This is a genomic window from Methylorubrum sp. GM97 (genome assembly GCF_024347855.1).
Classification (GTDB): Bacteria; Pseudomonadota; Alphaproteobacteria; order Rhizobiales; family Beijerinckiaceae; genus Methylobacterium; species Methylobacterium extorquens.
Genome location: NZ_AP025942.1, coordinates 4,499,748 through 4,526,502, shown reverse-complemented (window position 1 = coordinate 4,526,502; position 26,755 = coordinate 4,499,748). Strand labels below are relative to the sequence as shown.

Genomic DNA, 26,755 nt, shown 5'->3' with positions numbered 1-26,755 from the left:
CGCGGCTGATTAGGTCGCGCCCCGTCGCCTACTGTGCTAGCCCGCAATCCATGTCGAGCGATGCGCCGCGGGGCGTCTTCATCACCTTCGAGGGCGGGGAGGGGGCGGGCAAGTCCACCCAGATCGCGCGCCTTGCCGAGACCTTGCGCAGGGTGAGCGGGCGCGAGGTCGTGACCACCCGCGAGCCCGGCGGGACGGAACGGGCGGAAGCCCTGCGTGCGGCGCTGCTGCGGGGCGTGGCCAAGCCCTACGGGCCCTTCGCCGAGGCGCTGATGTTCGCCGCCGCCCGCATCGACCACATCGGGAACTTGATCCGCCCGGCCCTGGACCGCGGCGCGATCGTGCTGTGCGACCGTTTCTCCGACTCGACCCGCGCCTATCAGGGCGCGGCGGGCGGCCTGGATCCGGCGCTGATCGACAGCCTGGAGCGGGTAACGCTCGAGGATCTGCGCCCCGACCTCACCCTGATCCTCGATCTGCCGCCCGAGGCCGGCCTCGCCCGGGCGCGGCGGCGCGGGGCGGGCGAACCCGCCGACCGCTTCGAGGCCGAGGGCATGCGTTTCCACGAGCGGCTGCGGACGGCCTTCCGCAGCATCGCCGAGGCCGAGCCGGAGCGCTGCCGCGTCATCGATGCGGATCTCGGCCCCGATGCGGTCGAGACCGCCATCGCCAACGCCATCGCCGCCCGGTGGCCGGATCTGCTGCCAGCGCTGGGAGAAGGGCAGCGGCAAGAGGTCAAGGAGCGGGAGGGTAAGAACCGGGAGGGCAAGGAGCGGGAAGGACACGGTCATGCGGCCTGATTCCGCCCGGACCGCTCGCGACACCCGCACCGAGGCCGAGGCGGGCGACCTCGCTCACGTCCCGCGCCCCCGCGAACAGACCCGCCTTTTCGGGCATGGTCACGCGGAAGCGGCCTTCGCGGGGGCGCTGGCCGTGGGCCGGCTCCATCATGCCTGGCTGATCGGCGGTCCCGCCGGCATCGGCAAGGCGACGCTGGCCTACCGGGTCGCGCGCCGGCTCGTGGCCGACCCGCGCACGCTCCCGTCCCCCGATTCCCTTGACGTACCGGAGGATCACCCGGCCGCGCGGCAGGTGATGGCCCTGTCGCACCCGAATCTGGTCGCGCTGCGCCGGGTCCAGGCGCCGGGTGCCAAGACGCTGCCGACCCGCATCTCGGTCGATGCCGCCCGCGAGGCGCTTGCCCTGTTCGGGGCCACCGCGGGCGGGGAGGGCGGCTGGCGGGTCTGCATCGTCGACAGCGCCGAGGATCTGAACGCCAACAGCGCCAACGCCCTCCTGAAGATGATCGAGGAGCCGCCGCCCCGCGCCATCTTCCTGATCGTCTCGCACGCGCCGGGCCGCCTGCTGCCGACGATCCGCTCGCGCTGCCGGGCCCTGACGCTGCGTGCGCTGCCTGAGGCGGACGTGCGCGCGATCATCGAAGAATTTCCGGCGCCCTTCGCCCGGCCCGACGCGGCGGCTCTGGCGCGGGCCGTCTCGCTCTGCGAGGGCTCGGTCGCCCGCGCGGTGGCACTCCTCGACCCCGCCACCGCCGCGGTCGAGGCGGAAGTCTCGGCCCTTCTTGCCGGCCTGCCCGAGCCGGACGGGCGGCGCGTGCTCAAGCTGGCCGAAACGCTTGCGGGCCGCGACGCCGAACCCCTGCTCGCCACCGTTCTCGATGCGATCCAGCGCCACGTCGCCGCCGAGATCGACCGGCGGCAAGGGGAGGGCCCGGCCCGGCTGCTGGCGCTGGTGGAGGCCGCCGAGCGCATCGCGTCCTCGGCTCGCGAGGCCGCGATCTACAATCTCGACCGCCGGCCGCTGGTGCTCGCGGCCTTTCGTGAATTGGCGGCCGCGACGCGGATTCCGTAGCCGTCTTGATGGCTGAAAAGTGCGCCTACCGAATCGCGCGCGGATCGTTAGATCAAAGCGCTGATCAGGGTGGTTGCACCGATCAGGACCACGCAGGCGCCGATTTGCACGACGCGAAAGATCTCGCCGGACGGCCGGCGGTTGTCGTTCGCAGCGCGGCTGCAGGAGTGCAGCATGTAACGGTCAAGATTCGGCTCCGGGAGCTCGATCCACTGCTCTTCAGGCTGGCGAACCTTGGCGATTGACATGAAAACTGTCCTCGAAGTCGTCGGCGAGGGTTGGCCAACGCTTTTGACGCACACTGGAACCTTGCCGGCCGTTCGCAGCGCCGCCGAGGATTAACCCGATGATCCCCGCCGTGTCCATGCAAAATAGAACAGGATACTGGGTATTATAGCACCATAATGCAAAATGCTCGGGGCTCAGGCCTCGCAGCGCGCGTTACATGCGTCCAGCGAATATCTGGCATTTGGTGCTTGGTATACCAGAACGGCTCCGTTGGTGGCACATACGCTGCAACGCAACAAACCGCACGGGATGCCCACCATGATCTCCCTGGCTCTGCTCGCCGCCCTCACTGCCGGCGTCGCCAACATCGCTCTGGTCACCCTGGTGGCCAACCGTCTCGGTCCGAAGGCCGATACCGCTGCTGCCGGCGAGTTCGCGGCTGTCGGCGGGGCTGCGCCCGCTTCCGCGAAGCGCGCCGCCGTCAAGATCGGCAACGAGAACGTCCTGCCCGTCGGCGCCCAGCGCGCCGCCTGAGCGCCCTCGACCCTACACGAGCGCTGCACGTCCAAAGAGCCCTGCCGGGTCCCGGCAGGGCTCTTTTGCGTCTGCACAAGGAGCGCGGCTTCGGGCCGAATGCGGACGGGACGGCGCCCTCCTGCGCGCGCCGGCCTCCGGTGCCCGGCAGGCCGGTTGCGTCGCGGGACGTTGCGCGCCACAAGGCATGACAGTCCGACCTTCGCATCCGGGACATCTTCTGACGTGAGCGCGAGCGAGAAGGCGAACGAGCCCTTCCTCATCACCACGGCGATCTCTTACCCGAACGGCGCGCCGCATATCGGCCACGCCTACGAGGTGATCGCCACCGACGCCATCGCCCGCTTCCACCGCCTCGACGGGCGCGACGTGCTGTTCACCACCGGCACCGACGAGCACGGCCTGAAGATCCAGCAGACGGCGTCCCGCGCCGGCGTCACGCCGCGCGCCTTCGTCGATGACATGGCCGGGCGCTTCAAGGCCGTGGCCGACCGGCTCGACTGCAGCTACGACCGCTTCATCCGCACCACGGAAGCCGACCACTACGCCGCGGCCCAGGAGCTGTGGCGGCGGATGGAGGCCAACGGCGACATCTACCTCGCCAAATATGCCGGCTGGTACTCGGTGCGCGACGAGGCCTATTACGACGAGGCCGAGACCGCGCTCGGCCCCGACGGCAACCGCCGCTCGATCAAGACGGACACGCCCGTCGAGTGGATGGAGGAGGAAAACTACCTCTTCCGTCTCTCAAAGTACCAGGAACCCCTGCTCAAGCTCTACGCGGAGCAGCCGGACTTCCTCGGCCCTGAGACGCGGATGAACGAGGTCGCGAGCTTCGTGCGCTCCGGCCTCAAGGATCTCTCGATCAGCCGCACCACCTTCGACTGGGGCGTGCCGGTGCCGGACCGGCCGGGCCACGTCATGTATGTCTGGGTCGATGCCCTGACCAACTACCTGACGGTGACGGGCTTTCCCGATGCGCAGGCGCCGAACGCCCGGTTCTGGCCGGCGAGCCTGCATATCATCGGCAAGGACATCGTCCGCTTCCACGCGGTCTACTGGCCGGCCTTCCTGATGTCGGCCGGGCTGCCGCTGCCCAAGCGCGTGTTCGGCCACGGCTTCTTTCTCAGCCGCGGCGAGAAGATGTCGAAGTCGCTCGGCAACGTGGTCGATCCGCTCGATCTCGTCGGCACCTACGGCGTCGATCCGGTGCGCTACTTCCTCCTGCGCGAGGCGCCGTTCGGCAGCGACGGCAATTACGACCACGAGGCGATCATCAACCGCATCAACGCGGACCTCGCCAACGACCTCGGCAACCTCGCCCAGCGCTCGCTCTCGATGATCGCGAAGAACTGTGAGGGCACGGTGCCGGAGCCGGGTGCCTTCACCGAGGCCGACGAGCGCCTGCTCGCCGCCGCCGCGGCCCTGCCGGAGAAGGCACGGGGGCTGATGCAGAATCTCGCCCTGCACGCGATCCTGGCCGAGATCTGGGCCGTGGTCGGCGAGGCCAACCGCTACTTCGCCTCCGAAGAGCCGTGGAAGCTGCGCAAGTCCGATCCGGCGCGCATGAACACGGTGCTCTACGTCACGGTCGAGACCCTGCGCCGGGTCGGCCTGATGGTGCAGCCCTTCGTGCCGACGGCGGGTGCCGCCTTGCTCGATCTGCTCGCCGTGCCGGTGAACGCACGCAGCTTCGCTTTTACCGGCGCCGAGTACCGCCTGCAGGGCGGCACGGCGCTGCCCGCCCCGGCCCCGATCTTCCCCCGCTTCGAGAAGCCGGAGGCGACGGCCTGACGCCGCCTCCCCGCATCGCTCCTTCCCCAAAGAATCCGCCAAAGAGACCATGCTGGTCGACAGCCACTGCCACCTCGATTTCCCGGACTTCGCGCAGGACATTCCGGGTGTGATCGCCCGCGCGGCCGAGGCCGGCGTGACGCGCCTCCTCACCATCTCGACGCGGGTCGCCAAGGCCGACAGCTACCGCGCGCTCGCCGAGGCGAACGCGGCGGTGTGGTACACGGTGGGCACCCACCCGCACGGTGCCGCCGAGGAGCCGGACGTGCCGGCCGAGACCATCGCCGCGCTGGCCGATGCCCCGCGCTGCGTCGGCATCGGCGAGGCGGGGCTCGACTACCATTACGAGGACGCCGCGCCGGAGGCGGTGCAGGAGCGGGTGCTGCGCGCCCATATCGAGGCCGCCCGCCTCTCCGGCCTGCCGCTGGTGATCCATTCCCGCGACGCCGACGCGCATATGGAAGCGGTGCTCACCGACGAGATGGCCAAAGGGTCGTTCAAGGCGGTGCTGCACTGCTTCTCATCCGGCGCGCGGCTCGCTGAAGTCGGGGTTGAGCTCGGCCTGTCGGTCTCGTTCTCCGGCATCGTCACCTTCCGCCGCTCGGACGCTTTGCGCGACATCGCCCGCAGCGTGCCCCTCGACCGCATCCTGGTCGAGACCGACGCGCCGTTCCTCGCGCCCGAGCCGCACCGGGGGCGACGCTGCGAACCGGCCTACACCGCCGACACCGCCCGCGTGCTGGCCAAGGCGCTCGGCCTGCCCTTCGAGGAGTTTTCCGCGCGCACGACGGCCAACTTCTACCGGCTGTTCTCCAAGGCCGCCGCGATCGAGGGAATCGCCGCATGAGGATGGGGGAGGGCGCATGCCGAGCTTGAGCCTGCGCATCCTCGGCTGCGGCTCGTCCGGCGGCGTGCCGCGGGTCGGTTACGGCTGGGGCGCCTGCGACCCGGCCGAGCCGCGCAACCGCCGCCGCCGCTGCTCGCTGCTGGTAGAGCGGCGCCAAGGGGACGGAAACGGGGGAGGGGGCACCACGACGGTGCTGGTCGATACCTCGCCAGACCTGCGCGAACAGCTCATCGACGCCGGCGTCACCCGCCTCGACGCCCTGCTCTACACCCACGCACATGCCGACCACACCCACGGCATCGACGACGTGCGCCCGCTCGTGATCCACATGCACCGGCGCATCCCGGTCCATGCCGACCCCCTCACCCACGCGCTCCTCATGAAGCGCTTCGGCTACGCCTTCGAGACGCCGCCGGGCAGCCTCTACCCGCCGATTCTCGACCTGCACGAGATGCGCGCGGACGAACCGCTGACCATCGTGGGCGCGGGCGGCCCGATCGTGGCGGACGCCTTTCGCATGGAGCACGGCAACGAGATCGCCCACGGCTTCCGCTTCGGCCCCGCCGCCTACGCGCCGGACGTGAGCCTGATGCCCGAGGCGGCCAAGGCCCGCTTGCACGGCCTCGACCTGCTCATCATCGATGCCCTGCGCGAGACCCCTCACCCGTCGCATTACTCGGTCTCGGACGCGCTCGCCCTGATCGAGGAGGTCGCGCCGCGCCGCGCCATCCTGACCAACCTCCACACCGATCTCGACTACGCCACGCTGGCCAAGAAGCTGCCGGGACACGTGGTGCCGGCCTATGACGGGCTGACGGCGACCGTCGATCTCTAGAGCATCATCCCGAAAGGTGATTGCCGGCTTTCGGAAAAAGATGATGCAAAGACAAAAGGTTAGAGCATCGTCCTGGATCCGATATCCAGGACGATGCTCTAAAGAAGATCAGGGTCTTACGGCCGGCATCTCCGGCCGGAAGAACAGCCCGGATTTCAGGCTGTCGCCGATCCGATGTGCCCGCTCGACGAGGATCCACGCGATCTCGGGCACGAAAACCTCCCTGGCGGTCTCCTCGAACAGGCCGAGCCAGCGCGCGAAATGCGCAGGGTTGATCCCCTCGATGCCGAGATGGCGGCCGAACGGGTTGCCCTTGTAGCGGCCGGTCTTGAGCAGCACCGAGGACCAGAAATCGCGGATCGTGGCGAGATGGCGCGGCCATGCCTCGTCCGGAATCTTGGCCGCGAAGACGGGGCCGATCAACGGATCGCGGCGCACCCGGGCGTAGAAGGCGTCGAGGAAGGCGGCCAGAGCCGCTTCGGTGAGTTCGGCCTGCTTCATGCGACAGCGCGGGCTTTAACAGCGCGGGGAGGGGGCTCCATGCTTGCGAAAGCCGCCCCTGCCCCGGTCAGTTCCGGGCGATCGAGGGCTGGATCAGGCCGGCGCCAACGAGGATCTGGGCGGCGGCCGCCTTGGCGAGCTGGCGGTAGCCGGCATCGGTCATGTGCAGGCCGTCGGGGCCGATCATCTGGGCCGGGGTCATCAATCCGTGCGAGACCCAGGACTGCATCAGGGCGCGGCGGCGGATCACCGGCACGCGCAGTTCGGTGGCGAGCGCGTGCAGAGCCTCGCCGTAGCGCTCGGCGCCCTCCATACCCGAGAGCTTGCTGCACCATTGCTGGTCCATCAGCACCACGTCGGCTCCGGTGGCGCGGATCGCCAGGATGCCCGCGCGGGTCAGTTCGACGAAACGCTCCAGCGGCACTCCGGCGAGCGGATCGTTGCTGCCGGTCTGCCAGACCACGAGATCCGGGCGCTCGGCCAGCACATCGCGCTCCAAGCGCCGCGCCATCGCCTCGGCGGTGTCACCGCCCTTGCCGCGGTTGATCACGGTGATCGAGCGCCGGCTCGATGCGCCGATCTGGAGGCGCTCCTCCAAGTCGCGCTCGAGCAGGGCAGGGTAGGCCATGGCCGGTGACGACGCGCCCGCCCCTTCCGTCGAGGAGGAGCCGAAGGCCACGATCCGCACATCGCCGTCGCGCCCGAGCTGTGAGGCGAGCCGTGCCAGCTTCGTCGGCAGGCGCTCGACGGACGCCGGCATCTGCGGTGCCACGACCGGCGGCGCATCGGGCTGCGCGCGGGCACCGGACAAGCCGAGCGGGCCGGCGAGGGCGGTGGCAAGGATGAGACCGGAGAGCGGGCGGTGGAACATGGCGAAACGTCTAGCAGCCGATTCTGTTTCCCGATGTCTCCGACTGTTGCCCGATGATTGTGACGATTGCGAGAGGTCCGCTCCAATGCGTGCTTGCCGCAGGCCGGATCGGCCTCGAAGGGACGAAAACCGGGAAATTGCTGAGGATTTATGGTTAACGGATGCCTGAAAGGGCATCTGCACTCATCCCCACGTTCCATAATATATCTTATGCGAACGGCTTTCATGGGCTGCGACAGACGTGAACGGGCGCCGGATCCACGGCCTGAGACGCCGTGCAGGCACTCTGTCGGACGCATGAGCCTGCTTCAGCCTTGCGCCTCACGCGAAAGCGCCCTGCCCCGGCCGACCGCGATGGCTTGCGGACGCTCCGTCATGCGTCCGTCGGACCGGTGACGAAGACGAGGCGCACCACCGTGCCGCCCTCATTGGCGTAGGTCAGCGTGCCGTCGAGCTGGCCCGCGAGCCCTTGAACGATCCGGAAGCCGAGACTGCGGCTCGTGTCCGGATCGAAGGTCGCGGGGATGCCTGGCCCGTTATCGGCGATGCTGAGCGACGCCTGCCCGGCTCCGAGGGTTTCGAACCGGATGGTGATGGTGCCGCGCTCGGTCCCGTGGAAGGCGTGTTTCAGGGCGTTCGTCACCACCTCGACCACGAGGAGCGACAGGGTGGTCAGGCGGGCGAGATCGAGGCGCACCGGCGGCGCATCGACGAGGCAGACGATGTTGCGCGCGCCCGTCGCGTCGAGCAGGTCGGAGCAGAGTTCCTGCAGGTACTGGCCCACGGGCTGGTCGGCCCGCGCCGGGTCGTAGAGGCGGCGATGGATGCGCGCGATCGTCTGCAGCCGGGCCTGCGCCTCGTCGAAGACGTCGGCCGCCTCCTGCGGATTGTCGATGACCTTGCGCTTCTGAAGGGCGAGGAGGGCCGCCACGAACTGCATGTTGTTGGCGACGCGGTGCTGCAGCTCCTGAAACATCGTGCGCTGCTGCTCGTAGAGTTGGGCGCTCACCGCCCGCTCCGCATTCAGCCGTTCCCCCGCGACGCGCATCAGGTGGATGAGCGTGATGTCGACCGTGACGATGAAGGCGTAGAAGCCGAGTGCCAGCGCGGTCTGCGCATCGAACAGAAAGACGTTCGCCTCGCCGATGAAGAAGTACCACGCGGCGAGCCCCGAGAGCACGGCGCAGACGATCCCCGGCCGCAGGCCGAAGAAGAACGTCGTCAGGATCACCGCCGGAAAGAAGGTCAGGAACGGGAAGCCCGGCGGCAGCACGTCGTCGAGCGCGTGGCGCAGGGCGATGGCGATCCCCGTCGCGCCCAGGGCAGCGACGTCGCCGAACCACGGCGGCGCGGGCAGCCGTCCGGCGGCAAGGGCGAGGAAGGACGGCATCTGGGGGGGAGGGTCCGCAATGTGATTCGAAAGAACATTATCCGGTTTTCAGGCCCGATCTGTGTCCCGCCCACAGCGGTGCAGGATTTTCCGCCCGTCGTTCGGGCCGGGGCGGATGAGATGAGGCACAACCCTCAAAGCCAGGCTCGATCACGCTGCAATCGCACACGGTTCTAAGTTCTTCGACTTCCGCGCTTTTGCACGCCCGGCGGGCATCCATTTCGGCGCAGGGCGATCTATTTCGGGATGGGCTGCGACCGGAGCAGCGCCCTCCCCCTCGCCTCCCGCTGTACTTGCCGCTGCCCTTCCCTGCCCCGGTTCAACGGCCCGGGGATCGTGCCGCCCGCCGCCCGGCGATCTCGGCAATGAGGATGCCGCCGAGCACGAGGAGCAGCGCCAGCGTCTCGGCCCCGCCGAAGGGTTCGCCCGCCAGCAGCACGGCGAGCCCCGCACCGAAGACCGGCACGAGGTTCACGAACAGCCCAGCGCGGTTCGGGCCGATCAGTTCGACGCCGCGGATGAAGGACAGCTGCGCCAGCAACGAAGGACCGAGCGCGACGAAGGCGACGATGGCCCAGGCCGTCGCGGTGGCGGGCCAGATCGCGTGGCCGAGCGCCCATTCGGCGGCGAGCGGCGGCAGCGAGGTGAGGAAGGCGGCCAGCGCCAGCGCGGTGAAGAAGGCGAGCCCCGACACGGCGGGGCGCCCGGCGAGCGCCACGGTGTAGCCGGCATAGACGAGGCTCGCAGCGAGCATCAGACCGTCGCCGCGGTTGAGACCGAGATGCGCCAGCACCGCGAGATCGCCGTGGGTGGTCGCCACCGCGACACCCACCAGGGTCACGGCGGCGCCGATCACCTGCCCTGCCCTCACAGGCACGCGACGCACGGCGCGGTTCAGCGCCATGACGAAGACGGGAACCGCCCCCTGGATCAGGGCGACGTTGACCGCGCTGGTATAGGTGCCGGCGGCGTAGAACAGGCTGGCGAAGATGGTGAAGCCGCACGCCCCCATCAGGAACAGGTAGGGCCAGCGCTGCACCAGCCGGTCCCGGTCCGCCAGAACCTGACGGCGGGCCACCACGAGCAGCACCGCGAAGGCGAAGGCCCAGCGCAGGGTCGTCAGCACCTGCGGCGAGACCTCCCCGACCGCCCACTTGCCGGCCACCGTGTTGCCTGCCCAGAGGAGGGTGGTCAGCGTCAGGATCGGGTAAGCCGCCGCGGAGGCGCGGGCGCCGGTGGTGCCTTGGGTCACGCTGGAAGATCCGTGTGCGAGGCTCGTTCCGGTCCGATGCCATGCCGCGCCGGCCCCGGAATAGCCAGGGGAGGGCTGATCAGCCATTCGGTGAAGGGATCGCCCCTCCCCGCCGCCGGGTTCAGCCTTTCGTCGGCTTGACGTTCCCCCGCGCCTGCCCGACTCCTCCCGCCACACCGGACGGAGCCGAACCCCTGCCCGCTTTCAAACCCTCGCGCCGCCACGCCGATCTCGGGCCCGACTTCTACGACGTCGTGGCCCCGGCCGACTTCCCCTCGGCGATCCTGCGCTACCGCAACCAAGCGTGGGCGCGGCGCGTCGGGCTCGACGATCTGTCGGACGAGGCGTGGATCGCGCATTTCGCGCGCTTCACACCCCTGCCCGGCTCGTTCGAGCGGCCGATGGCGCTGCGTTATCACGGCCATCAGTTCCGTTCCTACAACGCGGATCTCGGCGACGGCCGCGGCTTCCTGTTCGCGCAAGGCCACGACCGGCGCGACGGGCGCCTGCTCGATCTTGGCACCAAGGGCAGCGGCACGACGCCCTGGTCGCGCGGGGCGGACGGGCGGCTCACCCTGAAGGGCGGCGTGCGCGAGGTGCTGGCCACCGCCATGCTGGAGGCGCTCGGCGTCGAGACCTCGAAGTCGTTCAGCCTGATCGAGACCGGCGAGGCGCTGGAGCGGGGCGACGAGCCCTCCCCCACCCGCTCGGCGGTGCTGGTGCGGCTGTCGCATTCGCACCTGCGCATCGGCACCTTCCAGCGCTTCCAGTTCCTCGAACAGCCCGAGGCGATCGCCCGCCTCGTCGATTACGTGGTCGAAACCTACTATCCCGGCATCCAAGAAGCCGAGCCGGCGGAGCGCGCGGCCCTGTTCTTCGAGGCGATGCTGGCGCGGGTGGCGCGGATGGGCGCGCAGTGGATGGCCGCGGGCTTCGTCCACGGCGTGCTCAACACCGACAACATCAACGTCGCCGGCGAGAGCTTCGATTACGGCCCCTGGCGCTTCGCTCCCACCCATGATCCGGCCTTCACCGCCGCCTATTTCGACGAGTGGGGCCTCTACAGCTTCGGCCGCCAGCCCGAGGCCCTGTTCTGGAACCTGAGCCGGCTGGCCGATTGCCTGCTCGGCCTCGTGCCGAAGGAGCGGCTGGAGGCGGGGCTGAAAGGCTTCGGCCCGGCGCTGCAGGACGCGTTCGCCGAGGCGATCCTGTTCCGGCTCGGGGTCACCCCCGCGCAGGGGAGGGCGAGGGCGCGGTCCACCGGCTGGTCGGCGCATTCTGGGCCTTCCTCGAAACCAGCCGCGCGCCGTTCGAGCAGGTCTTCTTCGACTGGCGCGGGGGGCTGGCGAGTGAGCCCCGCGCGGCCCGGAGCCCGGCGGGCGAGCACTACGCCAGCGACGCCTTCCGCCCGGTCCACACTGCGCTCCAGGCGATGCGTCCCGCCGTCAAGGCCAACCTCGACCACCCTTACTTTGCCCGCGAAAAACCCTGCACGATGCTGATCGACGAGGTCGAGGCGCTTTGGGCGCCGATCGCCGAGGCCGATGACTGGTCGGGGCTCCAGGCCAAGCTCGCCGAGATCGAAGCGATGGCCGAGGCCTACGGCACGCAAGCCCTCCCCCCGGACGCCTGAGGCGGAGATGGCTCAGCGTTTCGTTCTGCAGGGGCGGACCGCCCTCGTTACGGGGGCCGCGAGCGGCATTGGCGCGGCGCTGAGCCTCGCGCTGGCGGGGCGCGGCTGCGCCCTGGCGCTGGCCGACCGCGACGCGCAGGGCCTCGCCGAGACGGCGCGCGCCGCCCGCGCTGCCGGTGTCACGGTCAGCGAGCATGTGCTCGACCTCGCCGACCGAGAGGCGCTCCTCGCACTGCCGGAGGCGGTCCGTAACCGTCACGGCGGGCTGCACCTCCTCGTCAACAATGCCGGCGTGGCGCTTGGCGGCCGGTTCGAGGACACGGACCCGGCCGATATCGACTGGCTCATGGACGTGAACCTGCACGCGGTGATGCGGCTGACCCATGCCTGCCTGCCGCTGTTGCGGGCTCAAGCACAGGCGCAGATCGTCAACCTGTCGAGCGTGTTCGGCATCATCGCGCCCGCGGGGCAGACAGCCTACGCGGCGAGCAAGTTCGCGGTGCGCGGCTTCACCGAGGCCCTGCGCCATGAAGTTGAGGGCACCGGGCTCGGCGTCACGCTGGTGCATCCGGGCGGGGTCGCCACCGCGATTGCCCGCAACGCCCGCCGACCTCGCACCATGGATCCGCACGAAGCCGCCGAAGCCCATCTCGCTTTCGAGCGCCTCCTGACGATGAGCCCGGCGAAAGCCGCCGCAGCGATCCTGCGCGGGATCGAGACGCGGGCGCCCCGCGTGGTGATCGGCGCCGATGCCCGCCGCGCCCTGCTGATCCAGCGCCTGATGCCGGTGCGCTACTGGTCGCTGATCCGCCGCGCCGTTCGAGACACGTGACCATGGCCAGCCTGCGCGCCCACCTCTACGATCTCACCATCCGCCTCGCGGTGAAGGGGCGACTCGGCGGCACCCACGATGTCTATGCGATCCGCCGCGCCTTCGAGGGCGCCCGGTTCCCGACGCCGGCCGGCGTCGCCTTCACCCCCGGCGAGGTCGGCGGCGTGCCCGGCGAGTGGGCGGAGGCCGCAGGGGCGAAGACGGAAGGGACGAAGACGGAAGGGACCCGCGCGGACGGCGAGCGCCCAACCCTGCTCTATTGCCACGGCGGCGGCTTCATTGCCTGCTCGGCGCAATTGTACCGCCCAGTCACCGGCCGCTTCGCTCGAGCCGGCTTCCGGGTGTTCACGCCGGATTACCGGTTGGCGCCGGAGCACCCCTTTCCCGCGGCGGTCGAGGATTGCACGGGTGTCTGGACCGCGCTCGCGGAGGCGGGCCCGGCGGTCGTCGCCGGGGATTCCGCGGGCGGCAGCCTGGCGCTCACCACGATCATCGAGGCGCGCCGCCTCGGCCTGACCCCGCCCGTGGCGGCGGCCCTGTTCTCGCCGGCCACCGACCTGATCGGCCGCAGCGCCTCGTTCCGCACGAATGGGCGGCGCGACGCGATGTTCCGCCCCGAGGCGCTGATGCGGCTGGTTCCGGCCTACCTCGCCGGGGCCGACCCTGCCGACCCGCGCGCCTCGCCGATCGAGGCGGATTTGTCCGGGTTTCCGCCGCTCCTGATCCATGTCGGCGTCCGCGAGATCCTGCGCGACGATTCCCTGCGCCTCGCCGAGAAGGCAAAGGCCGCGGGCGTGCCGGTCGAACTCACGGTGTTTCCCGTGGTGGCGCATGCTTGGCAGCTCGCCGAGAGCTTTCTGCCCGAGGCACGCCGCTCCCTCGACGAGGCCGCGACCTTCCTGCACCGCGCCCTGAAAGCGCCCCCCCATCCTGAGGCGGAGGTCGCCGCGTGAGCGAAGCGCCCCTCGATCTCGTCATCGTCGGCGCCGGCTTTTCCGGCCTCGCCATGGCGATCCGCGCGCGGCAGGCCGGGTTCGACCGCCTCCTCGTGCTGGAGAAGGCCGCGGGCGTCGGCGGCACGTGGCGGGAGAACACCTATCCGGGGGCCGCCTGCGACGTGCCCTCGCAACTCTACTCCCTCTCCTTCGCGCCGAAATCCGATTGGTCGCGCCTTTTCGCGCCGCAACCCGAGATCGAGGCCTATCTCGAAGGGCTTGTGGCCGCGCACGGCCTCGCGCCGTTCCTGCGCCTGGAGACCTGCGTGACGCGCGCCGTCTTCGATGCGGAGGCAGGCCTGTGGCGAGTCGAGACCGACAGGGGCGTCGTCTCCGCCCGCGTGCTCGTCGGTGCCATGGGCGCCCTGCACCACCCTGCCCTGCCCCGCCTCCCCGGCCTGGAGCGGTTCTCGGGAAAAGCCTTCCACTCGGCGACCTGGGATCATTCCTGCGACCTGAGGGCCAAGCGCGTCGGCGTGATCGGCACGGGGGCGAGCGCGGTGCAGTTCGTGCCGGAGATCGTCGGCCGTGTCGCCCACCTCACCCAGTTCCAGCGCTCGGCCCCCTGGATCCTGCCCCGCGGCGACCGCCCGACCGGGCGCGGATTCCAGTGGCTGATGCGGATCGCCCCCCTGCGCCGTCTCCACCGCGCCTCGCTGTTCTGGCGCCGCGAGGTCGCGGCGCTCGCGGGCTTCACCCGCGTCTCGCGCGTAACCGCTTTGGCCGAAGCGTGGTCCCGCCGGCACCTCGCGGCCTCGATCGCCGATCCGGCTCTGAGACGACAGCTCACGCCCGACTACCGCCTCGGCTGCAAGCGGGTGCTGCTCTCCGACGACTATTACCCGGCGCTGGCCCGGCCCAACGCGAGCCTCGTCACCGCGCCGATCCGCGAGGTTCTGCCCCACGGCATCGTCACGGCGGACGGCGCCGAGCACCCGCTCGACATGCTGATCTTCGCCACCGGCTTCGCGCCCGGCGGCAGCGTTGTGCGCACGGAGGTGATCGGGCGCGACGGGTTAAGTTTGCTGCAAGCATGGAAGCAGGGAGCGGACGCCTTCCGCGGCGTCTCGGTGGCGGGCTTCCCGAACTTCTTCCTGCTGCTCGGTCCCAATACCGGGCTCGGCCACAACTCGGTGCTGCTGATGGTCGAGGCGCAGGTCGCCCACGTGCTCGGCGCGCTGAAGCGGCTGCGCGACCAGCCCGGCGGCGTGCTGGAGGTGCGCCCCGAGGCTCAGGCGCGCTTCCGCGCCGAGGTCGATGCGCGGATGCAGGACAGCATCTGGACGCAGGGCGGCTGCGGCAGCTGGTATCTCGACCGCGCGGGGCGCAATCGCACCCTCTGGCCCGGGACGGTCGGCGATTACGTGCGCGGCACCGAGCGGATGCGGGTGGAGGATTACAGGCTCACCGATCCTCCAGGGCTTTGCCCTGGACCCACGAAAGGACTTGTCCTTTCGAAACCCTGATGATCACGGCCGGTCCTGCTTGCGCTCGACCTCCAGGCGTATGCCCCGGCCGGCCAGGAGGATTTCGGCGAGGAAGGCCAGGATCGCCAGGATGGTGCAGCCGAGCGCAAGGCCGAAGCAGGCGAACAGCACGGAGGCCGCGGAGGCGTCCCTGAGGGCGCCGACGAACAGGGTCAGCACGGCCGCGCCCGTCATCACGCCGCCGAGGCTCGCCAGCACCACGGCGAGATCGAGCAGAAGCGAGCGCCGGCGCAGGTAGGCGAGGCGGCGGGCCAGCGTCGCCCGCGCCGCCTCGTCCGCACCGGGCAGGCTGGCCGAGAGCGCATCGACCTTGTCGGCGACGCGGCCGAGGCGGGTCGAGAACACGTTGAGCAGGGTCGCCAGCGCCGAGAGCAGGAAGGCGGGGGCGAGCGCTACCTGGATGATGTGGGCGATGCTCTCGGGATCGCCCGTCGCGGTCTGGAACATGCCGTCGGGTTCGTCTCAGGCCCGGCGGGCGCGGCGCCGCTCGCGGAAGATGAGGGCGAGGTTGCGCAGGTAGATGAAGGTGGACAGCCCCTGCCCGATGATGATCACCGGCTCCCGGCGCACGAAGCCGTAGACCAGGGTCATCAGCCCGCCGATGATCGACAGGAACCAGAACGAGAGCGGCATCACGCTCTTTCCCGCCCGCTCGCTGGCGATCCATTGCAGGATGAAGCGGGAGCCGAATACGAGCTGCGCCCCGATGCCGAACACCAGCCAGAAATCGAAGCGGGTGACGAACACGTCGTAGAAATAGGCCGGCAGGTCCTCGGCGAGCTGGATCAGCATGGGTTCACCGGCTCTCGCTGTGTGGGATTTCCTCGGCCCGGGGGGCCGGGCGGCGGCGCCGGATCAGCCACCACACCCCGGCCAGATCGAGGATGCCGACCCAGAGCCGGTCGAACATCCCGTAATTCGAGTGCCCGGTGAAGCGCGGCCGGTCCACCACGTCGCGGTGCACCACGCCGAACCCCTCGCGGGTGACGAGCGCAGGCATGAAGCGGTGAAGCGCGTCGAAATAGGGCAGCGTAAGGTAGACCTCGCGGCGAAACACCTTGAGCCCGCAGCCGGTATCGCGGGTGGCGTCCTTCAGGATCTTTCCGCGCACGCCGTTGGCGATCCGCGACTGGAACTGCTTCCAGGCCCCTTTCCGGCCGATCCGCTGCCCCTGCGCGAGCCCGACCGTCGGGCCGGCCTGCTCGAGGGCGGCATAGAGCACGGGGATGAAGGACGGATCGTTCTGGCCGTCGCCGTCGAGCGTGGCGATGACGGGCGCGCGGGCACGCAGCACGCCGCTGCGCACCGCCCCGCTCTGGCCGCCGCCGCGGTCATGGCGCACCACCCTGAGCCACGGATGCTTGGCCTGCAGGCCGCGGAGAGTGGCCAGCGTCGCGTCGGTCGAGCCGTCATCGACGTAGATGACCTCGAACGGCGCGAGGGTCTGGCAGGCATGGCCGATCTCGGCCACCAGGGCCTCGATGTTGCCGGCCTCGTTCTTCACCGGCACCACCACGCTGAGGCGCGGCGGCTCGGACTGGGTCGTCATGCTCATGGCGTGGAACCCGGCAGCGCGGCGTAGGCGGAGACCCCGACCGGCTTGCCGCCGTTGATGTTGAAGCCGGTGACCCGGCCGACGGGGCTAAGCGGTTGCCCGCCTTGGGCGGTCGCGAATTCGGCGGCGAACCGGTCCTCGACCAGCACGACGCGGCAGCCGCCCTCCCGTAGGAAGGCGATGGCCTCGGCACCGGAATTCAGCATGGCCAGATCCGTGCCGACGGTGAAGACGAGGCTCGGCTCGCGAAGGCCGAGACTTGCCACACGCGGCGCCTCGCAGGGCAGGGCATCGCGGATCGCGGCGAGCCGCGGCGAGACCTTGAGGCTTTGCAGCACCGGCTGGGTCAGGCCGAACACGGCGCCCGACAGCACCACCGAAGCGGCGACGGCGAGCACCAGAGCGCCCTCCCCTGCCTCTGGCCCTGTCCCTCGTCCCGCCCCTTCTCTTGCCCCGCGCGCAAAGGCGGCCCAGGCGAGGCCGGCGAGAACGCAGGCGGCGAACAGCAGCGGCAAGGCGGCCAGGGGCAGCACATGGTCGAGACGCCACGCGGCGAGGCTGACGCCCAGCGTCAGCCCGACCGGAATCAGCACCACGAGCCCCGCCACCCAGCGCGCGCCCGGACGTCGCGGATCGAGAGCGCCACGCGACAGCGCCAGCACGGTAAGGATCGCCACCGCCGGCATCAGGGGGAGGACGTAATGCGGCAGCTTGGTCGGCACCGCCTCGAAGATCAGCCACATCGGCACGATCCAGGCGAGCAGCAGCGCCACCGCCTCCTCACCCCGCCGCGCCCAGGCGAAGGGAAGGCTGAGGGCGGCGAAGGCGGCGCCCGGCCAGAAGGTGGCGAAGAAGGCGAGCGCGTAGGCGCCGGGCGGGCCCCAATGCTTCTCGGCGCCGGTGCCGACCTTGCCGAGCATATCGCGCCCCACCGCCTCGCCGAAGAAGGCGCCGCCGCTCTTCCAGGCGATCGCCAGGAACCAGGGCGCCACGACGGCGAGCGTGATGAGGAGGCCTAAGCGCGGGCGCAGGTCGAGCAGCCAGCGGGCCGAGCCCTCGCGCAGGCACAGCACGAAGGCGGCGAGCCCGGCGAAGAGCGGCACCATCGGCCCCTTCACGAGGATGCCGAGGGCGATCCCGAGCCAGAAGACCAAGGCCGTTCCGAGCGAGGCCGGGCCGCGGCGCCGCTCCAACCGGGCGCGCCCGAGCCAGGCGCGGGCGAGCGCGCCGAACGCGGCGACCGAGCAGGCGGTGAGCAGCGCGTCGGTCTTGGCAAGGCGCGCTTCCGCCGAGAGCATGATGCAGGCGGAAAACAGGGCGGCGGCCAGCAGCGCCCGGCGACGGTCGAGCAGGGCGAGGCCCGCCCAGTAGGTCAGCAGGATCGCCGCCAGCGCGCCGAGAAGCGAGGGGATCCGGTAGAGCCCGATCTGCGTGCGCGCCTGCGGCACACCGAGCGCCTCGCCGGCCGCGACGGCGGCGGCCTGGGCCCAGTAGATCCCGACCGGCTTCTTGTGGCGGGCCTCGGCCTGGAAGCGGATATCGACGAGGTCGCCCGTCTCCAGCATCTGCTTGGAGGCTTGGGCAAAGCGCGGCTCGTCCCGGTCCATCGGCTGGAGCGAGGCAAGGCCCGGCAGGAAGCTGGCGAGACCGATCAGCAGGAGCAGGAGGCAGGCGCGCAGATGGCTCGCGGCCCCGAAGGACAGCACCCGATCGCTAAGGCGCAGCGCGCCGTCGAGCGGCCAGCCACCCTCCGCCTGTGACAGCGCGGCCGGCGCGACGCCAAGGCGCGTCATCGGCGGGGCCCGCCCCCGATGGGTGCGGTCCGGCTCTGGCGGGGAGGAACGGGCATCGGCGGCTCGGGCGCGGATGAAAAAGGCCGGCGGACGGCCCGCGCCCCGGCCGGGCGCCGTGTCGATGATCCGGTTCGGATTGTCAAATGCGGAGATCCGCAGCGCCACCGGGTGCGGGGCCACCAGCAAAAAGCAACGCGACTATGCACTGGGTGGGTAGCCGGACCGGAAGGGCGACCCTATATTCCTCTCATGGCAAACAACAGCGCAAATCCCTACACCCTCGAAATCGAAGCCTGCGAGCGCCCTGCCGGGCACTTCACGTGGGCCATCCGCCGGAACGGCAAACTCTTCCAGCGCGCGGATCGCGTGCAGACCACGGAAGAGGCCGCAGAGCGCAGCGGGCTCGCCGCCCTGGAGAAGCTCCTCAGCGGCCGGGAGCGTTGATCGGCCTTTTCGGCCGACTTACGCCTCAAATCCCTCAGACCTGACAAGGCTCCCGGGCTCGCGCCCGCGGGGCCTTTTCTATGCCGTTGATCGCCCGCGGGGCTCGGATAATCTCCCCCTGAAACGGGAGGCGAGACCATGGCGCGCACGACGATCTACGACCGCGATCTCGACCCGAATCCCGCGAACTTCCAGCCGCTCACGCCGCTGACCTATCTCGATCGCGCCGCCCGCACCTTCCCGGACCGGGTTGCGGTGATCCACGGGCCCCTGCGCCGCTCCTACGCCGACCTCTACGCCCGCTGCCGCCGCCTCGCCGCGGCTTTGGCCGCCCGCGGCATCGGCCGCGGCGACACGGTGGCGGTGCTGCTCGCCAACACGCCGGCGATGATCGAGTGCCACTACGGCGTGCCGATGACGGGGGCGGTGCTCAACACCCTCAACACCCGCCTCGACGCGGGGGCTCTGGCCTTCTGCCTCGACCACGGCGAGGCCAAGGTCTTCATCGTCGATCGCGAGTTCGCGCGGATCGGCCGCGAGGCGCTAGACAAGGCCGGGGTCTCGCCCCTCGTCATCGATTACGACGACCCTGAATTCACCGGAGACAGCGCCCCTGTCGGCGAGACCGACTACGAAGATTTCCTCGCCGCCGGCGATCCCGATTTCGGCTGGGCGATGCCGGGCGACGAGTGGGACGCGATCTCGCTGAACTACACCTCCGGCACCACCGGCGATCCGAAAGGCGTGGTCTATCACCACCGCGGCGCGGCCCTGCTCTCGCTCGGCAACGTCATCACCGCCGGGCTGCCGCAGCACGCGGTCTATCTCTGGACCCTGCCGATGTTTCACTGCAACGGCTGGTGCTTCCCCTGGACGCTCTCGATCGTCGCCGGCACCCATGTCTGCCTGCGGCAGGTGCGGGCGCCCGCGATGTACGCGGCTCTGGCCGAGCACGGCGTCACCCACCTGTCGGGCGCGCCGATCGTGATGTCGACGCTGCTGAACGCCCCCGAGGCGCAGAAGCGCCCCCTCCCCCGCCGGGTCCACTTCCTCACCGCCGCCGCGCCGCCGCCCGAGGCGGTGCTCGCCGCCATGGGCGAGGCCGGCTTCGACGTCACCCATCTCTACGGCCTGACCGAGACCTACGGCCCGGCGGTCGTGAATGCGTGGCACGAGGATTGGGACGCGCTGTCCCGCGACGAGCAGGCCAGGAAGAAGGCCCGCCAGGGCGTGCGCTACCCCGTTCTGGAAGGGCTCGACGTGCGCGACCCTGAGACGATGGAATCCCTGCCCGCCGACGGCACCAGCCTCGGCGAGGTGATGTTCCGCGGCAACGTGGTGATGCGCGGCTACCTGAAGAACCCGGCCTCGACCGAGGCCGCCTTCAAGGGCGGCTGGTTCCGCTCCGGCGATCTCGGGGTGAAGCATCCCGACGGCTACATCCAGCTGAAAGACCGCTCGAAGGACATCATCATTTCGGGTGGCGAGAACATCTCCTCGATCGAGGTGGAGGACGCGCTGTTCAAGCACCCGGCGGTCGCGGCCGCCGCCGTCGTCGCCAAGCCCGACGCGAAATGGGGCGAGACGCCCTGCGCCTTCATCGAGCTGAAGGAGGGGCGGGAGGCGACCTCGGAGGAACTGGTCGCATGGTGCCGCGAGCGGCTCGCCCCCTACAAGCTGCCGCGCCACGTGGTGTTCGGCGAACTGCCGAAAACCTCGACGGGCAAGGTGCAGAAGTTCGTGTTGCGGGAGAAGGCGCGGGAGGGAGACGCGTGAAGGCCGCTTTCGGCGCTTTGTCCGCCTCGATAGGATGGACCTCATGACGGATCTTCTCGAACGAGCGGTCGCCACCGCGCGGGGACTCTCTCCGGAAATGCAGGACGAGATCGCGCGTCTCGTGCTCGCCTATGCGGGTGAGGAGCAATCGGTCATTCCGCTTACGCCCGAGGAAGAGGCTGATCTTGCGGAGTCGGATGTCGAAGAGGCGCGCGGTGACTTCGCAACGGAGGAGCAGATGCGCGCCATATGGGCGAAGTATGGTCGGTGAGAGTCCGCTACACTCTGACCGCCGCTCGGCAAATCGAAGCGGCGCTTGATTTTCTCGCAAGCGAGTCGCCCCAAGCTGCCTTCAGGCTTCAAGAGCGCATCCTATCGGTCGTGGCCCTCTTGCAAGCGCATCCCCAGGCAGGGCGTTTGACAAGTAAACGGGGCATCCGGCGATTTCCGCTCAGCTCGTTTCCCTACCTGATCGACTATCGCGCCACGGACCGAGACATCGTCGTGCGCCGCTTCCGACATACCGCACGCCGTCCCCTGTCGTGATCCGTGGCCATCCTCACTCTACGCCCAATTGCTGCGCGGCACTCATGATCGCGGTCATGCGGTAGGGCTTCATCACCAGGACGCTCTCGCTCACCTGCCGGGGCTGCTCGGCGCTGTAGCCGGTCACGTAGATCACCGGCAGGGCCGGGTGCAGCACGCGCGCGCGCTCGGCGAGGTCCCAGCCGTCGAGCTGGCCCGGCAGGCGGATATCGGTGAACAGGAGATCGACCCGCCCGGCCCCCTGGAGCAGGCCGTAGGCCTCTTCCGCGGTGCCGGCGCTGAGCACGGCGAAGCCGGCATCCTCGAACTCCATGGTCACGGCGCTGAGCAGCATCTCTTCGTCCTCGACGACGAGCACCGTCCGCTTGTCGGCCATACGTCCCCCCTCCCACGTCTTCTTGTTATTCGACAGGCCCGCATCCGGAAGGCGCAAGAGCCGCATGCCTTTCGAGTGCGGGCCCACCCGCATCATCTTTTTCCGAAAGCCGCTGGCCACCTTTCAGGATGATGCTCTTCGCTTTCGTTCTTGCATCATCTTTTTCCCGAAAGCCGGCGACCGCCTTCCGGGATGATGCTTTAGCCCGCGACCGCCACCGGCGGCAGGAGCGGCGCAAAGCCCGGTTCGGCAACCGGGGCCTGACGCACTGCCGGACGGCTCACGGCCGGCGCCTGCGCCGGGAAGGACAGGCGCACCGTCGTTCCGGGCCTGCCGTCGCGCACGAAAGCGGCGCTGCCGCCCGATTGCTGCGCGAAGCCGAACACTTGGCTCAAGCCCAGGCCGGTCCCCTGCCCCAACGGCTTCGTGGTGAAGAACGGCTCGAAGGCCCGCGCCTCGACCTCCGGCGCCATGCCGGCTCCGGTGTCGGACACTTCGACGGCGAACCCATCGCCTTCGGGCAGCGGCCGGGTGGCGAGGGTGAGCGTGCCGCCCTCCGGCATCGCATCGCGGGCATTGACCGCGAGGTTGAGGATCGCGCTCTCGAACTGGTTCGGATCGATCCTCACCCGCGGCAGGTCCGGGGCGAGATCGGTCTCCAGCCGGATGCGCGGGCCGATCGTGCCGCGCAGGAACTCGGCAAAGGAGGCGATCTGCGCGTTCACGTCGGTGCTGACCGGGGAGAGCGGTTGGCGGCGGGCGAAGGCCAGCAGCTTGTGCGTCATCGTCGCCGCCCGCTCAGCGCCCTTCACCGCATCGCGCAGGCGCGTGCGCAGGGGGCTCGCCTCGGGCAGGCCGCGCTCGACCCGGTCGAGGTTGAGCAGCACCACGTTGAGCAGGTTGTTGAAGTCGTGGGCCACGCCGCCGGTGAGTTGCCCGATCGCCTCCATCTTCTGGCTCTGGCGCAGGGCCTCCTCGGCCCGCGCGCGCTCGGCATTGGCGGCCTCCAGAGCGGCGAGCGCCGCGTCGCGCTCAGCGATACGGGCCTGCAGCGCCTCGTTGGCCTGCCGGAGCTGGGTCGGAGATGGCAAGGTCAGCGCCTTCGGGATCAGGACCCAGAGTGCCACCGCCGTGCCAATGGAGGCCATGCCGGTGATGAGCTTGACCGCGGCCTCCAGCCCGTAATCCGGCACCCAGAGCGTCCAGATCGCCATGAGATGCGTCGCGCCGCAGGCGGTGATGAACACGGCGAACGACCAGAACATCCAGCCGAACACCACGTCGCGGCGGCGGGACACGAAATAGGCCAGTCCGACGGGGATCGAGAAATAGGCGAAGGCGATCAGGCTGTCGGAGACGACATGCGTCCAGATCAGCTCCGGACGCCACAGCAGACAGATGCCGTGGGGCGAAAGGTTTTCGACCTCCCACAGCCGCCGCAGAAGTTCGAGCATCAACCCCGGTCCCCCGCTCCGCCGCGCACGATCCCGAAGGCTGCGCAGGCCCATGCGACAGCATCGTCCCGAAAGATGGCGCCAGGCTTTCGCGACGATGCTCGAACAAAAATCCGCGGCATCGTTCCGGGTTCGATTTCCAGGACGAGGCCCGAGACATGAACGATCGGGCGCGCCGGCGAATGCGGCCTGCCCTCACCCCAAATCTCTACGCGAGACACCGGCGCCCACCAAACATTAAGTCTTACTTAACCCTATTCGCTCATCACCGAGGGTGGCTTTCGAGGGCGGGCGCGAGTGTCGGCGCAACGGGCAATCACGCAGGTTGAGGCTTCGCAAAGGGCCTTGCAGGGAGCCTTGAAAGGCGCCTCGCAGGGAACCCCCGATGCGGCCTCGCATGAGACGCCGGCCGACGCGCCCCTGCGGCGCATCAGCCTCGGCAGCCTGCTGTCCGCCACGGCGCGGCGCCATCCCGACCGGATCGCCGTGGTCGACCCCGCCGACAAGCCGGATTGGAGCGACAGGCCCGCCATCACCTGGACCTACGCCGCGGCCGCCGAGATCGTGGAGCGCCTCGCCCGCGGCCTGCGGAGCTGGCGCCTGCCGCCGGGAAGCCGCATCGGCCTGTGCCTGCCGGGCTCGGCCGAGAGCGCGCTGGCGATCCTCGCCGTTGAGGCCGCCGGCCACGTCGCCTGCCTGCTCCCAGTCTCCTGGGACGAGGATCGCCTGCTTGCCGCGGCGCAGAACGTCGCGCTGAGCGCGGTGCTGACCCAGGCCCGCCTCGGCTCCGCCGCACCCGCCGAGCGCCTCTGCGCCGTCGCCGCACGCTATTTCGGCCTGCGCTACCTCGCCGCCTTCGGCCCCGACGTGCCGGATGGGGTGATTAATCTCGACCGGTTCGTCCTCGACGGCCCTGCCGGAGAGCCGGCCGGACCGGCCCCCGCCGCGGCCGGCATCGTCAGCTTCATCGGCGGCGACCCCGAGCAACCGGTCTACCGCAGCGGCGAATCGGTGGTGGCGGCGGCTGCCGCCCATCTCGTGGCGATGCGGGTCGCGCCCGCCGAGCGCATCCTCAGCCTGATCGGCCCGCACGACCTGCGCGGCCTTGCCACCGGGCTCGCGGCCGCTCTCGTTGCAGGGGCCACGCTGGAGACGCTGCCGCTGTTCGACGGGGCCGCCTTCGCGACGGCCCTGCGCCGGCCGGGCCCGACGCATCTCGTCGCCCCCGCCTTCCTCGAAAAGAACCTCGCCGGCCGCGACCTGCCGACGGATCTGCGCTCCGTCGCCCTGGTGCACCGGGCGCCGGTCCGCTTCCCCAGCCGCAGCCGCGCCGTGGACCGGTCGCAGGGCCTGCGCCTCGAAACGGTGATCGACACCGTCGCCTTCGACGAGACGGCGATCCTCTCCGGCCGGCGCGGGACGACGGGCGACCTCTCGCTGGTGCTCGGCAAGCCGGAGCGGCTCGCCCTTCCCGCCGCCCTGATGTCCATGAGGCGCGGCGCGGACGATCGCCTCGCCTTCCGCGGCCAAGCCTGCACCGTGACGCCGTTGCAGCGCGGAAATCGGCAGGCGATCCCGAGCGGGATGTGGCAGGAGACGCCTTACGCGCCGGTGCTGTTCGCGGGCTTCGCCACCGCGATCGAGGTCGTGGAGCCGTCCGCTTCCGCCGGCTCCCCAAAAATTTTTGCGCCTGCGTAATCGGGCCTGCCAACGGTGCGTTCCGCGGTGCCGTCCTCTCAAGCAGACAGATAAAAAATCGATTGGAGGAAATGACTTAGGCGAGAACCGGGGCAGCCAGGGATTCACGTCCCCGACTTGTGCGGCGCAGTTCATCCCGCCTTCAGCACGGCGATTCCATGTTCACCCAGCTCCATGGCCGGCGAACCAATCGTGGCCATGCGGGTTATCCGGGGTGCCCCTTCACACAGGGCGCGACATGGGGTAACGCTTAAGCCTATGGGTGCGCTGCAACAAGTGCTTGTCGTCGATGATGGCCGCCGCGCCGTCGATCGCTCTCTTGCCGCCGACCTCGCCGGGCTCGGTTATGCAAGCGTCACCGCTTCCATCGAAGCGGCGGACGATGTCCTCGCCGTGATCGCCCGTCCTGCGGCGATCCTCCTTCAGCTCTCGTCCAGCACGAATCCGCATCTCGCCGCGCTCGCCGATCGGCTGCGCGCCCGGATGCGGGCCGGCGGCATTCCGGTCATCGAGATGGACGACGCGGGACCCCGCCCCGGCGCACCCGTTGATCTCAAGAGCCGGATCGGTCCCTACGTGCTCGCTGAGCCCGAGCTTTAGGTCTTTCCCGTAACGGGACAATGACGGCGGGCCGCGGGCCCGCCTTTTTCATGCGCGAGCGGGCGATTACGCCGCTGCGATGATCTCGCTCTCGCGGACGGCGCGTTCGGCCGAGCCGGAGCGGATCCGGTAAGAGGGCTCCCCGGTCGGATCGTCGGGCATCAGGCGGACGACTTCGCTGATCGTGCCGAAGCCCAGCCGCTCGTCGGTGGGGGACGATTGAGCGCGGCGAACCCGCTGACCGATCTTGAACTTATGAAACATCGATGTCTCCTCGAACGCATTCCGTCGAAGCGGGAAGCCGCTTCGGCGGAGGAGAGCCCCTTCAAGACAACGGGTCAGAGCTGGTCTCGATCGCACGTCCGACCGAAAGCGGCCCCAGCTCCGTGCCGGGGCAAGCCCACGAGCCGGGGATCCGACTCACGGGAAAGCGATAGCGCGCTCAGCGGCGCAGCTTGATCTTGGCTTTGCGGGCGGCGTAGCGGGCGTCCCGCTCTTCCTTCTGCTTGGCCTGGGCCTCGCGGGCACGCTCGGCGGCGGCCTCGATCTCGGCGGCCTTGCGCGCCACTTCGGCCTCGCGCTCGGCGGCGGCGATGGCAGCCAGCCGCTCGGCATCGAGGCGGCGCTGCGTCTCGCGCTCCTTGACCCGCTCGTCGCGCGCAACGGCGATCGCACGGCGCTCGGCCTGGCGGGCCTGCACAGCCGGATCATCATTGGAGGGGCGGGCGCGGAAGCGGGCGAGCATGGCCTCCCGGGAGGAAGCCGAATCCTGGCGACGGTCGTCGAAGGAGTTTTGTTTGGTGAAGCTCACAGAGTGTCCTTGATCGTACCGGGTCCGGGATGAACCACGGCCTTAAAAGCGCAAAGCCGCTCCAGTCCGGAGCGGCTTCGACATATCGGGTTCAGGCGCGAATTACGCGACTTGGAGCTGACCCGCCGACTGCTTGCCGGAGCGACGGTCGGTTTCCATCTCGTAGGAAACCTTCTGGCCTTCGGTGAGGCCACGCAGGCCGGCGCGCTCGACGGCGGAGATGTGGACGAAAACGTCCTTCGAGCCGTCCTCAGGCTGGATGAAGCCGAAGCCCTTCTGCTCGTTGAACCACTTGACGGTGCCGATGCTCATAGAATGTCCTTGTCTCCGCAGGATTCAGGTAGAGAGCCTTGCGCCATGCAGCGCCAGGCTATGTCGTTCGACCGATAACGAAGGAAAATGAGAACCGCCCTGCGGAGGCGTCACGGCCCAGAAAATCCGGCCTCGCATCGATAAGATCTATATGCGACTCGAATGAAGCTTTATCAAGGCTCGTTTTATTTTTCGAGATGCAAGAATTGTTGGCAGGTCATTCGAAATGACCTGCCGTTTCAAGCGATTCATCAACGCGCAGCGTGAGTTGAGAAGGATCTCCCACACCGCGATCTCTCGCTTATGTCGCGCGTGACAC

At 69.6% G+C, this 26,755-nt stretch carries 29 protein-coding genes and 1 pseudogene; 16 read left to right on the top strand and 14 right to left on the bottom strand.

Annotated elements, in window-relative coordinates:
- Nucleotides 1-50: 50 nt before the first annotated feature.
- Entirely contained in the window at nt 51-800 is a 750-nt protein-coding gene (gene tmk / locus MSPGM_RS21150; protein ID WP_003602062.1) for a dTMP kinase, read from the top strand.
- Nucleotides 790-1,872, top strand: a complete 1,083-nt coding sequence (locus MSPGM_RS21145) for a DNA polymerase III subunit delta' (RefSeq protein ID WP_003602061.1) — start codon at nt 790-792, stop codon at nt 1,870-1,872. The genes tmk and MSPGM_RS21145 overlap by 11 nt, the downstream gene beginning before the upstream one ends.
- A gap of 47 nt (nt 1,873-1,919) precedes the next feature.
- Here the strand turns inward: MSPGM_RS21145 and MSPGM_RS21140 are convergent, their stop codons facing one another.
- Nucleotides 1,920-2,120, bottom strand: a complete 201-nt coding sequence (locus MSPGM_RS21140) for a hypothetical protein (protein ID WP_003602060.1) — start codon at nt 2,118-2,120, stop codon at nt 1,920-1,922.
- A gap of 298 nt (nt 2,121-2,418) precedes the next feature.
- On the opposite strand from MSPGM_RS21140, the gene MSPGM_RS21135 reads away from it, so the two are divergent.
- The 4 genes from MSPGM_RS21135 to MSPGM_RS21120 all read left to right on the top strand — a co-directional run bounded on the left by MSPGM_RS21135 (nt 2,419) and on the right by MSPGM_RS21120 (nt 6,110).
- Nucleotides 2,419-2,634 (top strand): hypothetical protein, encoded by a 216-nt coding sequence (locus tag MSPGM_RS21135; protein WP_003602059.1) that lies wholly within the window; start codon nt 2,419-2,421, stop codon nt 2,632-2,634.
- Nucleotides 2,635-2,859: 225 nt separating this feature from the next.
- Nucleotides 2,860-4,428, top strand: a complete 1,569-nt coding sequence (gene metG, locus MSPGM_RS21130) for a methionine--tRNA ligase (protein ID WP_003602058.1) — start codon at nt 2,860-2,862, stop codon at nt 4,426-4,428.
- A 49-nt stretch (nt 4,429-4,477) separates the two neighbouring features.
- Nucleotides 4,478-5,275 (top strand): TatD family hydrolase, encoded by a 798-nt coding sequence (locus MSPGM_RS21125; protein ID WP_003602057.1) that lies wholly within the window; start codon nt 4,478-4,480, stop codon nt 5,273-5,275.
- A gap of 16 nt (nt 5,276-5,291) precedes the next feature.
- Nucleotides 5,292-6,110: an MBL fold metallo-hydrolase gene (locus MSPGM_RS21120; protein ID WP_003602056.1), complete on the top strand. Its 819-nt coding sequence runs from the start codon at nt 5,292-5,294 to the stop codon at nt 6,108-6,110.
- A 108-nt stretch (nt 6,111-6,218) separates the two neighbouring features.
- Here MSPGM_RS21120 and MSPGM_RS21115 read toward each other — a convergent pair whose 3' ends face one another.
- The 4 genes from MSPGM_RS21115 to MSPGM_RS21100 all read right to left on the bottom strand — a co-directional run bounded on the left by MSPGM_RS21115 (nt 6,219) and on the right by MSPGM_RS21100 (nt 10,124).
- Nucleotides 6,219-6,611, bottom strand: a complete 393-nt coding sequence (locus MSPGM_RS21115; protein ID WP_003602054.1) for a group III truncated hemoglobin — start codon at nt 6,609-6,611, stop codon at nt 6,219-6,221.
- A 67-nt stretch (nt 6,612-6,678) separates the two neighbouring features.
- On the bottom strand, nt 6,679-7,482 hold the full coding sequence (locus tag MSPGM_RS21110) for an SGNH/GDSL hydrolase family protein (protein WP_003602052.1): 804 nt from the start codon (nt 7,480-7,482) through the stop codon (nt 6,679-6,681).
- Nucleotides 7,483-7,855: 373 nt separating this feature from the next.
- Nucleotides 7,856-8,872, bottom strand: a complete 1,017-nt coding sequence (locus MSPGM_RS21105) for a sensor histidine kinase (RefSeq protein WP_015824292.1) — start codon at nt 8,870-8,872, stop codon at nt 7,856-7,858.
- 319 nt (nt 8,873-9,191) lie between these two features.
- Entirely contained in the window at nt 9,192-10,124 is a 933-nt protein-coding gene (locus MSPGM_RS21100; RefSeq protein WP_003602049.1) for a DMT family transporter, read from the bottom strand.
- Nucleotides 10,125-10,261: 137 nt separating this feature from the next.
- Here MSPGM_RS21100 and MSPGM_RS21095 point away from each other — a divergent pair.
- The 4 genes and pseudogenes from MSPGM_RS21095 (at nt 10,262) to MSPGM_RS21080 (ending at nt 15,050) form a co-directional block, all read left to right on the top strand.
- Nucleotides 10,262-11,757: pseudogene (locus tag MSPGM_RS21095) on the top strand (protein adenylyltransferase SelO).
- 7 nt (nt 11,758-11,764) lie between these two features.
- The gene (locus MSPGM_RS21090) at nt 11,765-12,589 is read left to right on the top strand and encodes an SDR family NAD(P)-dependent oxidoreductase (RefSeq protein WP_015857412.1); all 825 of its coding nucleotides are present in this window, start codon (nt 11,765-11,767) and stop codon (nt 12,587-12,589) included.
- A 2-nt stretch (nt 12,590-12,591) separates the two neighbouring features.
- Nucleotides 12,592-13,542: an alpha/beta hydrolase gene (locus tag MSPGM_RS21085; protein ID WP_043766526.1), complete on the top strand. Its 951-nt coding sequence runs from the start codon at nt 12,592-12,594 to the stop codon at nt 13,540-13,542.
- The gene (locus MSPGM_RS21080; RefSeq protein WP_003599057.1) at nt 13,539-15,050 is read left to right on the top strand and encodes a flavin-containing monooxygenase; all 1,512 of its coding nucleotides are present in this window, start codon (nt 13,539-13,541) and stop codon (nt 15,048-15,050) included. The genes MSPGM_RS21085 and MSPGM_RS21080 overlap by 4 nt, the downstream gene beginning before the upstream one ends.
- A 3-nt stretch (nt 15,051-15,053) precedes the next feature.
- Here the strand turns inward: MSPGM_RS21080 and MSPGM_RS21075 are convergent, their stop codons facing one another.
- Genes MSPGM_RS21075 through MSPGM_RS21060 form a run of 4 tightly spaced genes read right to left on the bottom strand, consistent with a single transcriptional unit; the run spans nt 15,054 to nt 18,419 of the window.
- The gene (locus MSPGM_RS21075; RefSeq protein ID WP_003599059.1) at nt 15,054-15,518 is read right to left on the bottom strand and encodes a DUF2721 domain-containing protein; all 465 of its coding nucleotides are present in this window, start codon (nt 15,516-15,518) and stop codon (nt 15,054-15,056) included.
- A 15-nt stretch (nt 15,519-15,533) separates the two neighbouring features.
- Complete coding sequence (locus tag MSPGM_RS21070; protein ID WP_003599063.1) at nt 15,534-15,863, bottom strand: lipid-A-disaccharide synthase N-terminal domain-containing protein; 330 nt, start codon at nt 15,861-15,863, stop codon at nt 15,534-15,536.
- 4 nt (nt 15,864-15,867) lie between these two features.
- Entirely contained in the window at nt 15,868-16,626 is a 759-nt protein-coding gene (locus MSPGM_RS21065) for a glycosyltransferase family 2 protein (protein WP_003599065.1), read from the bottom strand.
- Nucleotides 16,623-18,419 carry an ArnT family glycosyltransferase gene (locus MSPGM_RS21060; RefSeq protein ID WP_003599066.1) on the bottom strand — a complete coding sequence of 599 codons (1,797 nt, stop codon included), beginning with the start codon at nt 18,417-18,419 and terminating at the stop codon, nt 16,623-16,625. The genes MSPGM_RS21065 and MSPGM_RS21060 overlap by 4 nt, the downstream gene beginning before the upstream one ends.
- 249 nt (nt 18,420-18,668) lie before the next feature.
- Between MSPGM_RS21060 and MSPGM_RS21055 the strand changes: the two genes are divergently transcribed.
- From MSPGM_RS21055 to MSPGM_RS21040, 4 genes are all read left to right on the top strand, one after another.
- On the top strand, nt 18,669-18,863 hold the full coding sequence (locus MSPGM_RS21055) for a hypothetical protein (protein WP_003599068.1): 195 nt from the start codon (nt 18,669-18,671) through the stop codon (nt 18,861-18,863).
- Between the two features lie 138 nt (nt 18,864-19,001).
- Nucleotides 19,002-20,639, top strand: a complete 1,638-nt coding sequence (locus MSPGM_RS21050) for an acyl-CoA synthetase (protein ID WP_003599070.1) — start codon at nt 19,002-19,004, stop codon at nt 20,637-20,639.
- Between the two features lie 43 nt (nt 20,640-20,682).
- A complete protein-coding gene (locus MSPGM_RS21045) occupies nt 20,683-20,910 on the top strand; it encodes a hypothetical protein (protein ID WP_003599073.1) in 228 nt (75 codons plus the stop codon).
- Nucleotides 20,889-21,185, top strand: a complete 297-nt coding sequence (locus MSPGM_RS21040; protein WP_003599075.1) for a type II toxin-antitoxin system RelE/ParE family toxin — start codon at nt 20,889-20,891, stop codon at nt 21,183-21,185. The genes MSPGM_RS21045 and MSPGM_RS21040 overlap by 22 nt, the downstream gene beginning before the upstream one ends.
- A 13-nt stretch (nt 21,186-21,198) precedes the next feature.
- Here the strand turns inward: MSPGM_RS21040 and MSPGM_RS21035 are convergent, their stop codons facing one another.
- Nucleotides 21,199-21,561 carry a response regulator gene (locus MSPGM_RS21035; RefSeq protein ID WP_012255300.1) on the bottom strand — a complete coding sequence of 121 codons (363 nt, stop codon included), beginning with the start codon at nt 21,559-21,561 and terminating at the stop codon, nt 21,199-21,201.
- A gap of 200 nt (nt 21,562-21,761) precedes the next feature.
- Nucleotides 21,762-23,015 (bottom strand): ATP-binding protein, encoded by a 1,254-nt coding sequence (locus tag MSPGM_RS21030; protein WP_015857409.1) that lies wholly within the window; start codon nt 23,013-23,015, stop codon nt 21,762-21,764.
- 297 nt (nt 23,016-23,312) lie between these two features.
- Between MSPGM_RS21030 and MSPGM_RS21025 the strand changes: the two genes are divergently transcribed.
- Complete coding sequence (locus tag MSPGM_RS21025) at nt 23,313-24,713, top strand: AMP-binding protein (RefSeq protein ID WP_043766524.1); 1,401 nt, start codon at nt 23,313-23,315, stop codon at nt 24,711-24,713.
- A gap of 258 nt (nt 24,714-24,971) precedes the next feature.
- Nucleotides 24,972-25,313, top strand: coding sequence for a hypothetical protein (locus tag MSPGM_RS21020; protein WP_003599081.1), 342 nt, complete (start codon nt 24,972-24,974; stop codon nt 25,311-25,313).
- Between the two features lie 66 nt (nt 25,314-25,379).
- On the opposite strand, the gene MSPGM_RS21015 is transcribed toward MSPGM_RS21020, so the two are convergent.
- From MSPGM_RS21015 to MSPGM_RS21005, 3 genes are all read right to left on the bottom strand, one after another.
- Nucleotides 25,380-25,577, bottom strand: a complete 198-nt coding sequence (locus MSPGM_RS21015) for a hypothetical protein (protein ID WP_012255296.1) — start codon at nt 25,575-25,577, stop codon at nt 25,380-25,382.
- Between the two features lie 178 nt (nt 25,578-25,755).
- Nucleotides 25,756-26,124: a DUF6481 family protein gene (locus tag MSPGM_RS21010; RefSeq protein ID WP_003599084.1), complete on the bottom strand. Its 369-nt coding sequence runs from the start codon at nt 26,122-26,124 to the stop codon at nt 25,756-25,758.
- A 102-nt stretch (nt 26,125-26,226) separates the two neighbouring features.
- Nucleotides 26,227-26,436, bottom strand: coding sequence for a cold-shock protein (locus tag MSPGM_RS21005; protein ID WP_003599086.1), 210 nt, complete (start codon nt 26,434-26,436; stop codon nt 26,227-26,229).
- Nucleotides 26,437-26,755 lie beyond the last annotated feature (319 nt).

Bases quoted from the DNA above. Each gene is read 5' to 3' on its own strand.
- MSPGM_RS21090 (WP_015857412.1), top strand. From the start codon at position 11,765: ATGGCTCAGCGTTTCGTTCTGCAGGGGCGGACCGCCCTCGTTACGGGG.
- MSPGM_RS21105 (WP_015824292.1), bottom strand. From the start codon at position 8,872: ATGCCGTCCTTCCTCGCCCTTGCCGCCGGACGGCTGCCCGCGCCGCCG.
- MSPGM_RS21030 (WP_015857409.1), bottom strand. From the start codon at position 23,015: ATGCTCGAACTTCTGCGGCGGCTGTGGGAGGTCGAAAACCTTTCGCCC.
- MSPGM_RS21020 (WP_003599081.1), top strand. From the start codon at position 24,972: ATGGGTGCGCTGCAACAAGTGCTTGTCGTCGATGATGGCCGCCGCGCC.
- MSPGM_RS21065 (WP_003599065.1), bottom strand. From the start codon at position 16,626: ATGAGCATGACGACCCAGTCCGAGCCGCCGCGCCTCAGCGTGGTGGTG.
- MSPGM_RS21135 (WP_003602059.1), top strand. From the start codon at position 2,419: ATGATCTCCCTGGCTCTGCTCGCCGCCCTCACTGCCGGCGTCGCCAAC.
- MSPGM_RS21145 (WP_003602061.1), top strand. From the start codon at position 790: ATGCGGCCTGATTCCGCCCGGACCGCTCGCGACACCCGCACCGAGGCC.
- MSPGM_RS21120 (WP_003602056.1), top strand. From the start codon at position 5,292: ATGCCGAGCTTGAGCCTGCGCATCCTCGGCTGCGGCTCGTCCGGCGGC.
- tmk (WP_003602062.1), top strand. From the start codon at position 51: ATGTCGAGCGATGCGCCGCGGGGCGTCTTCATCACCTTCGAGGGCGGG.
- MSPGM_RS21015 (WP_012255296.1), bottom strand. From the start codon at position 25,577: ATGTTTCATAAGTTCAAGATCGGTCAGCGGGTTCGCCGCGCTCAATCG.
- MSPGM_RS21070 (WP_003599063.1), bottom strand. From the start codon at position 15,863: ATGCTGATCCAGCTCGCCGAGGACCTGCCGGCCTATTTCTACGACGTG.
- MSPGM_RS21055 (WP_003599068.1), top strand. From the start codon at position 18,669: ATGGCAAACAACAGCGCAAATCCCTACACCCTCGAAATCGAAGCCTGC.
- MSPGM_RS21125 (WP_003602057.1), top strand. From the start codon at position 4,478: ATGCTGGTCGACAGCCACTGCCACCTCGATTTCCCGGACTTCGCGCAG.
- MSPGM_RS21040 (WP_003599075.1), top strand. From the start codon at position 20,889: ATGGGCGAAGTATGGTCGGTGAGAGTCCGCTACACTCTGACCGCCGCT.
- MSPGM_RS21050 (WP_003599070.1), top strand. From the start codon at position 19,002: ATGGCGCGCACGACGATCTACGACCGCGATCTCGACCCGAATCCCGCG.
- MSPGM_RS21035 (WP_012255300.1), bottom strand. From the start codon at position 21,561: ATGGCCGACAAGCGGACGGTGCTCGTCGTCGAGGACGAAGAGATGCTG.
- MSPGM_RS21115 (WP_003602054.1), bottom strand. From the start codon at position 6,611: ATGAAGCAGGCCGAACTCACCGAAGCGGCTCTGGCCGCCTTCCTCGAC.
- MSPGM_RS21110 (WP_003602052.1), bottom strand. From the start codon at position 7,482: ATGTTCCACCGCCCGCTCTCCGGTCTCATCCTTGCCACCGCCCTCGCC.
- MSPGM_RS21075 (WP_003599059.1), bottom strand. From the start codon at position 15,518: ATGTTCCAGACCGCGACGGGCGATCCCGAGAGCATCGCCCACATCATC.
- MSPGM_RS21140 (WP_003602060.1), bottom strand. From the start codon at position 2,120: ATGTCAATCGCCAAGGTTCGCCAGCCTGAAGAGCAGTGGATCGAGCTC.
- MSPGM_RS21060 (WP_003599066.1), bottom strand. From the start codon at position 18,419: ATGACGCGCCTTGGCGTCGCGCCGGCCGCGCTGTCACAGGCGGAGGGT.
- MSPGM_RS21005 (WP_003599086.1), bottom strand. From the start codon at position 26,436: ATGAGCATCGGCACCGTCAAGTGGTTCAACGAGCAGAAGGGCTTCGGC.
- MSPGM_RS21085 (WP_043766526.1), top strand. From the start codon at position 12,592: ATGGCCAGCCTGCGCGCCCACCTCTACGATCTCACCATCCGCCTCGCG.
- MSPGM_RS21045 (WP_003599073.1), top strand. From the start codon at position 20,683: ATGACGGATCTTCTCGAACGAGCGGTCGCCACCGCGCGGGGACTCTCT.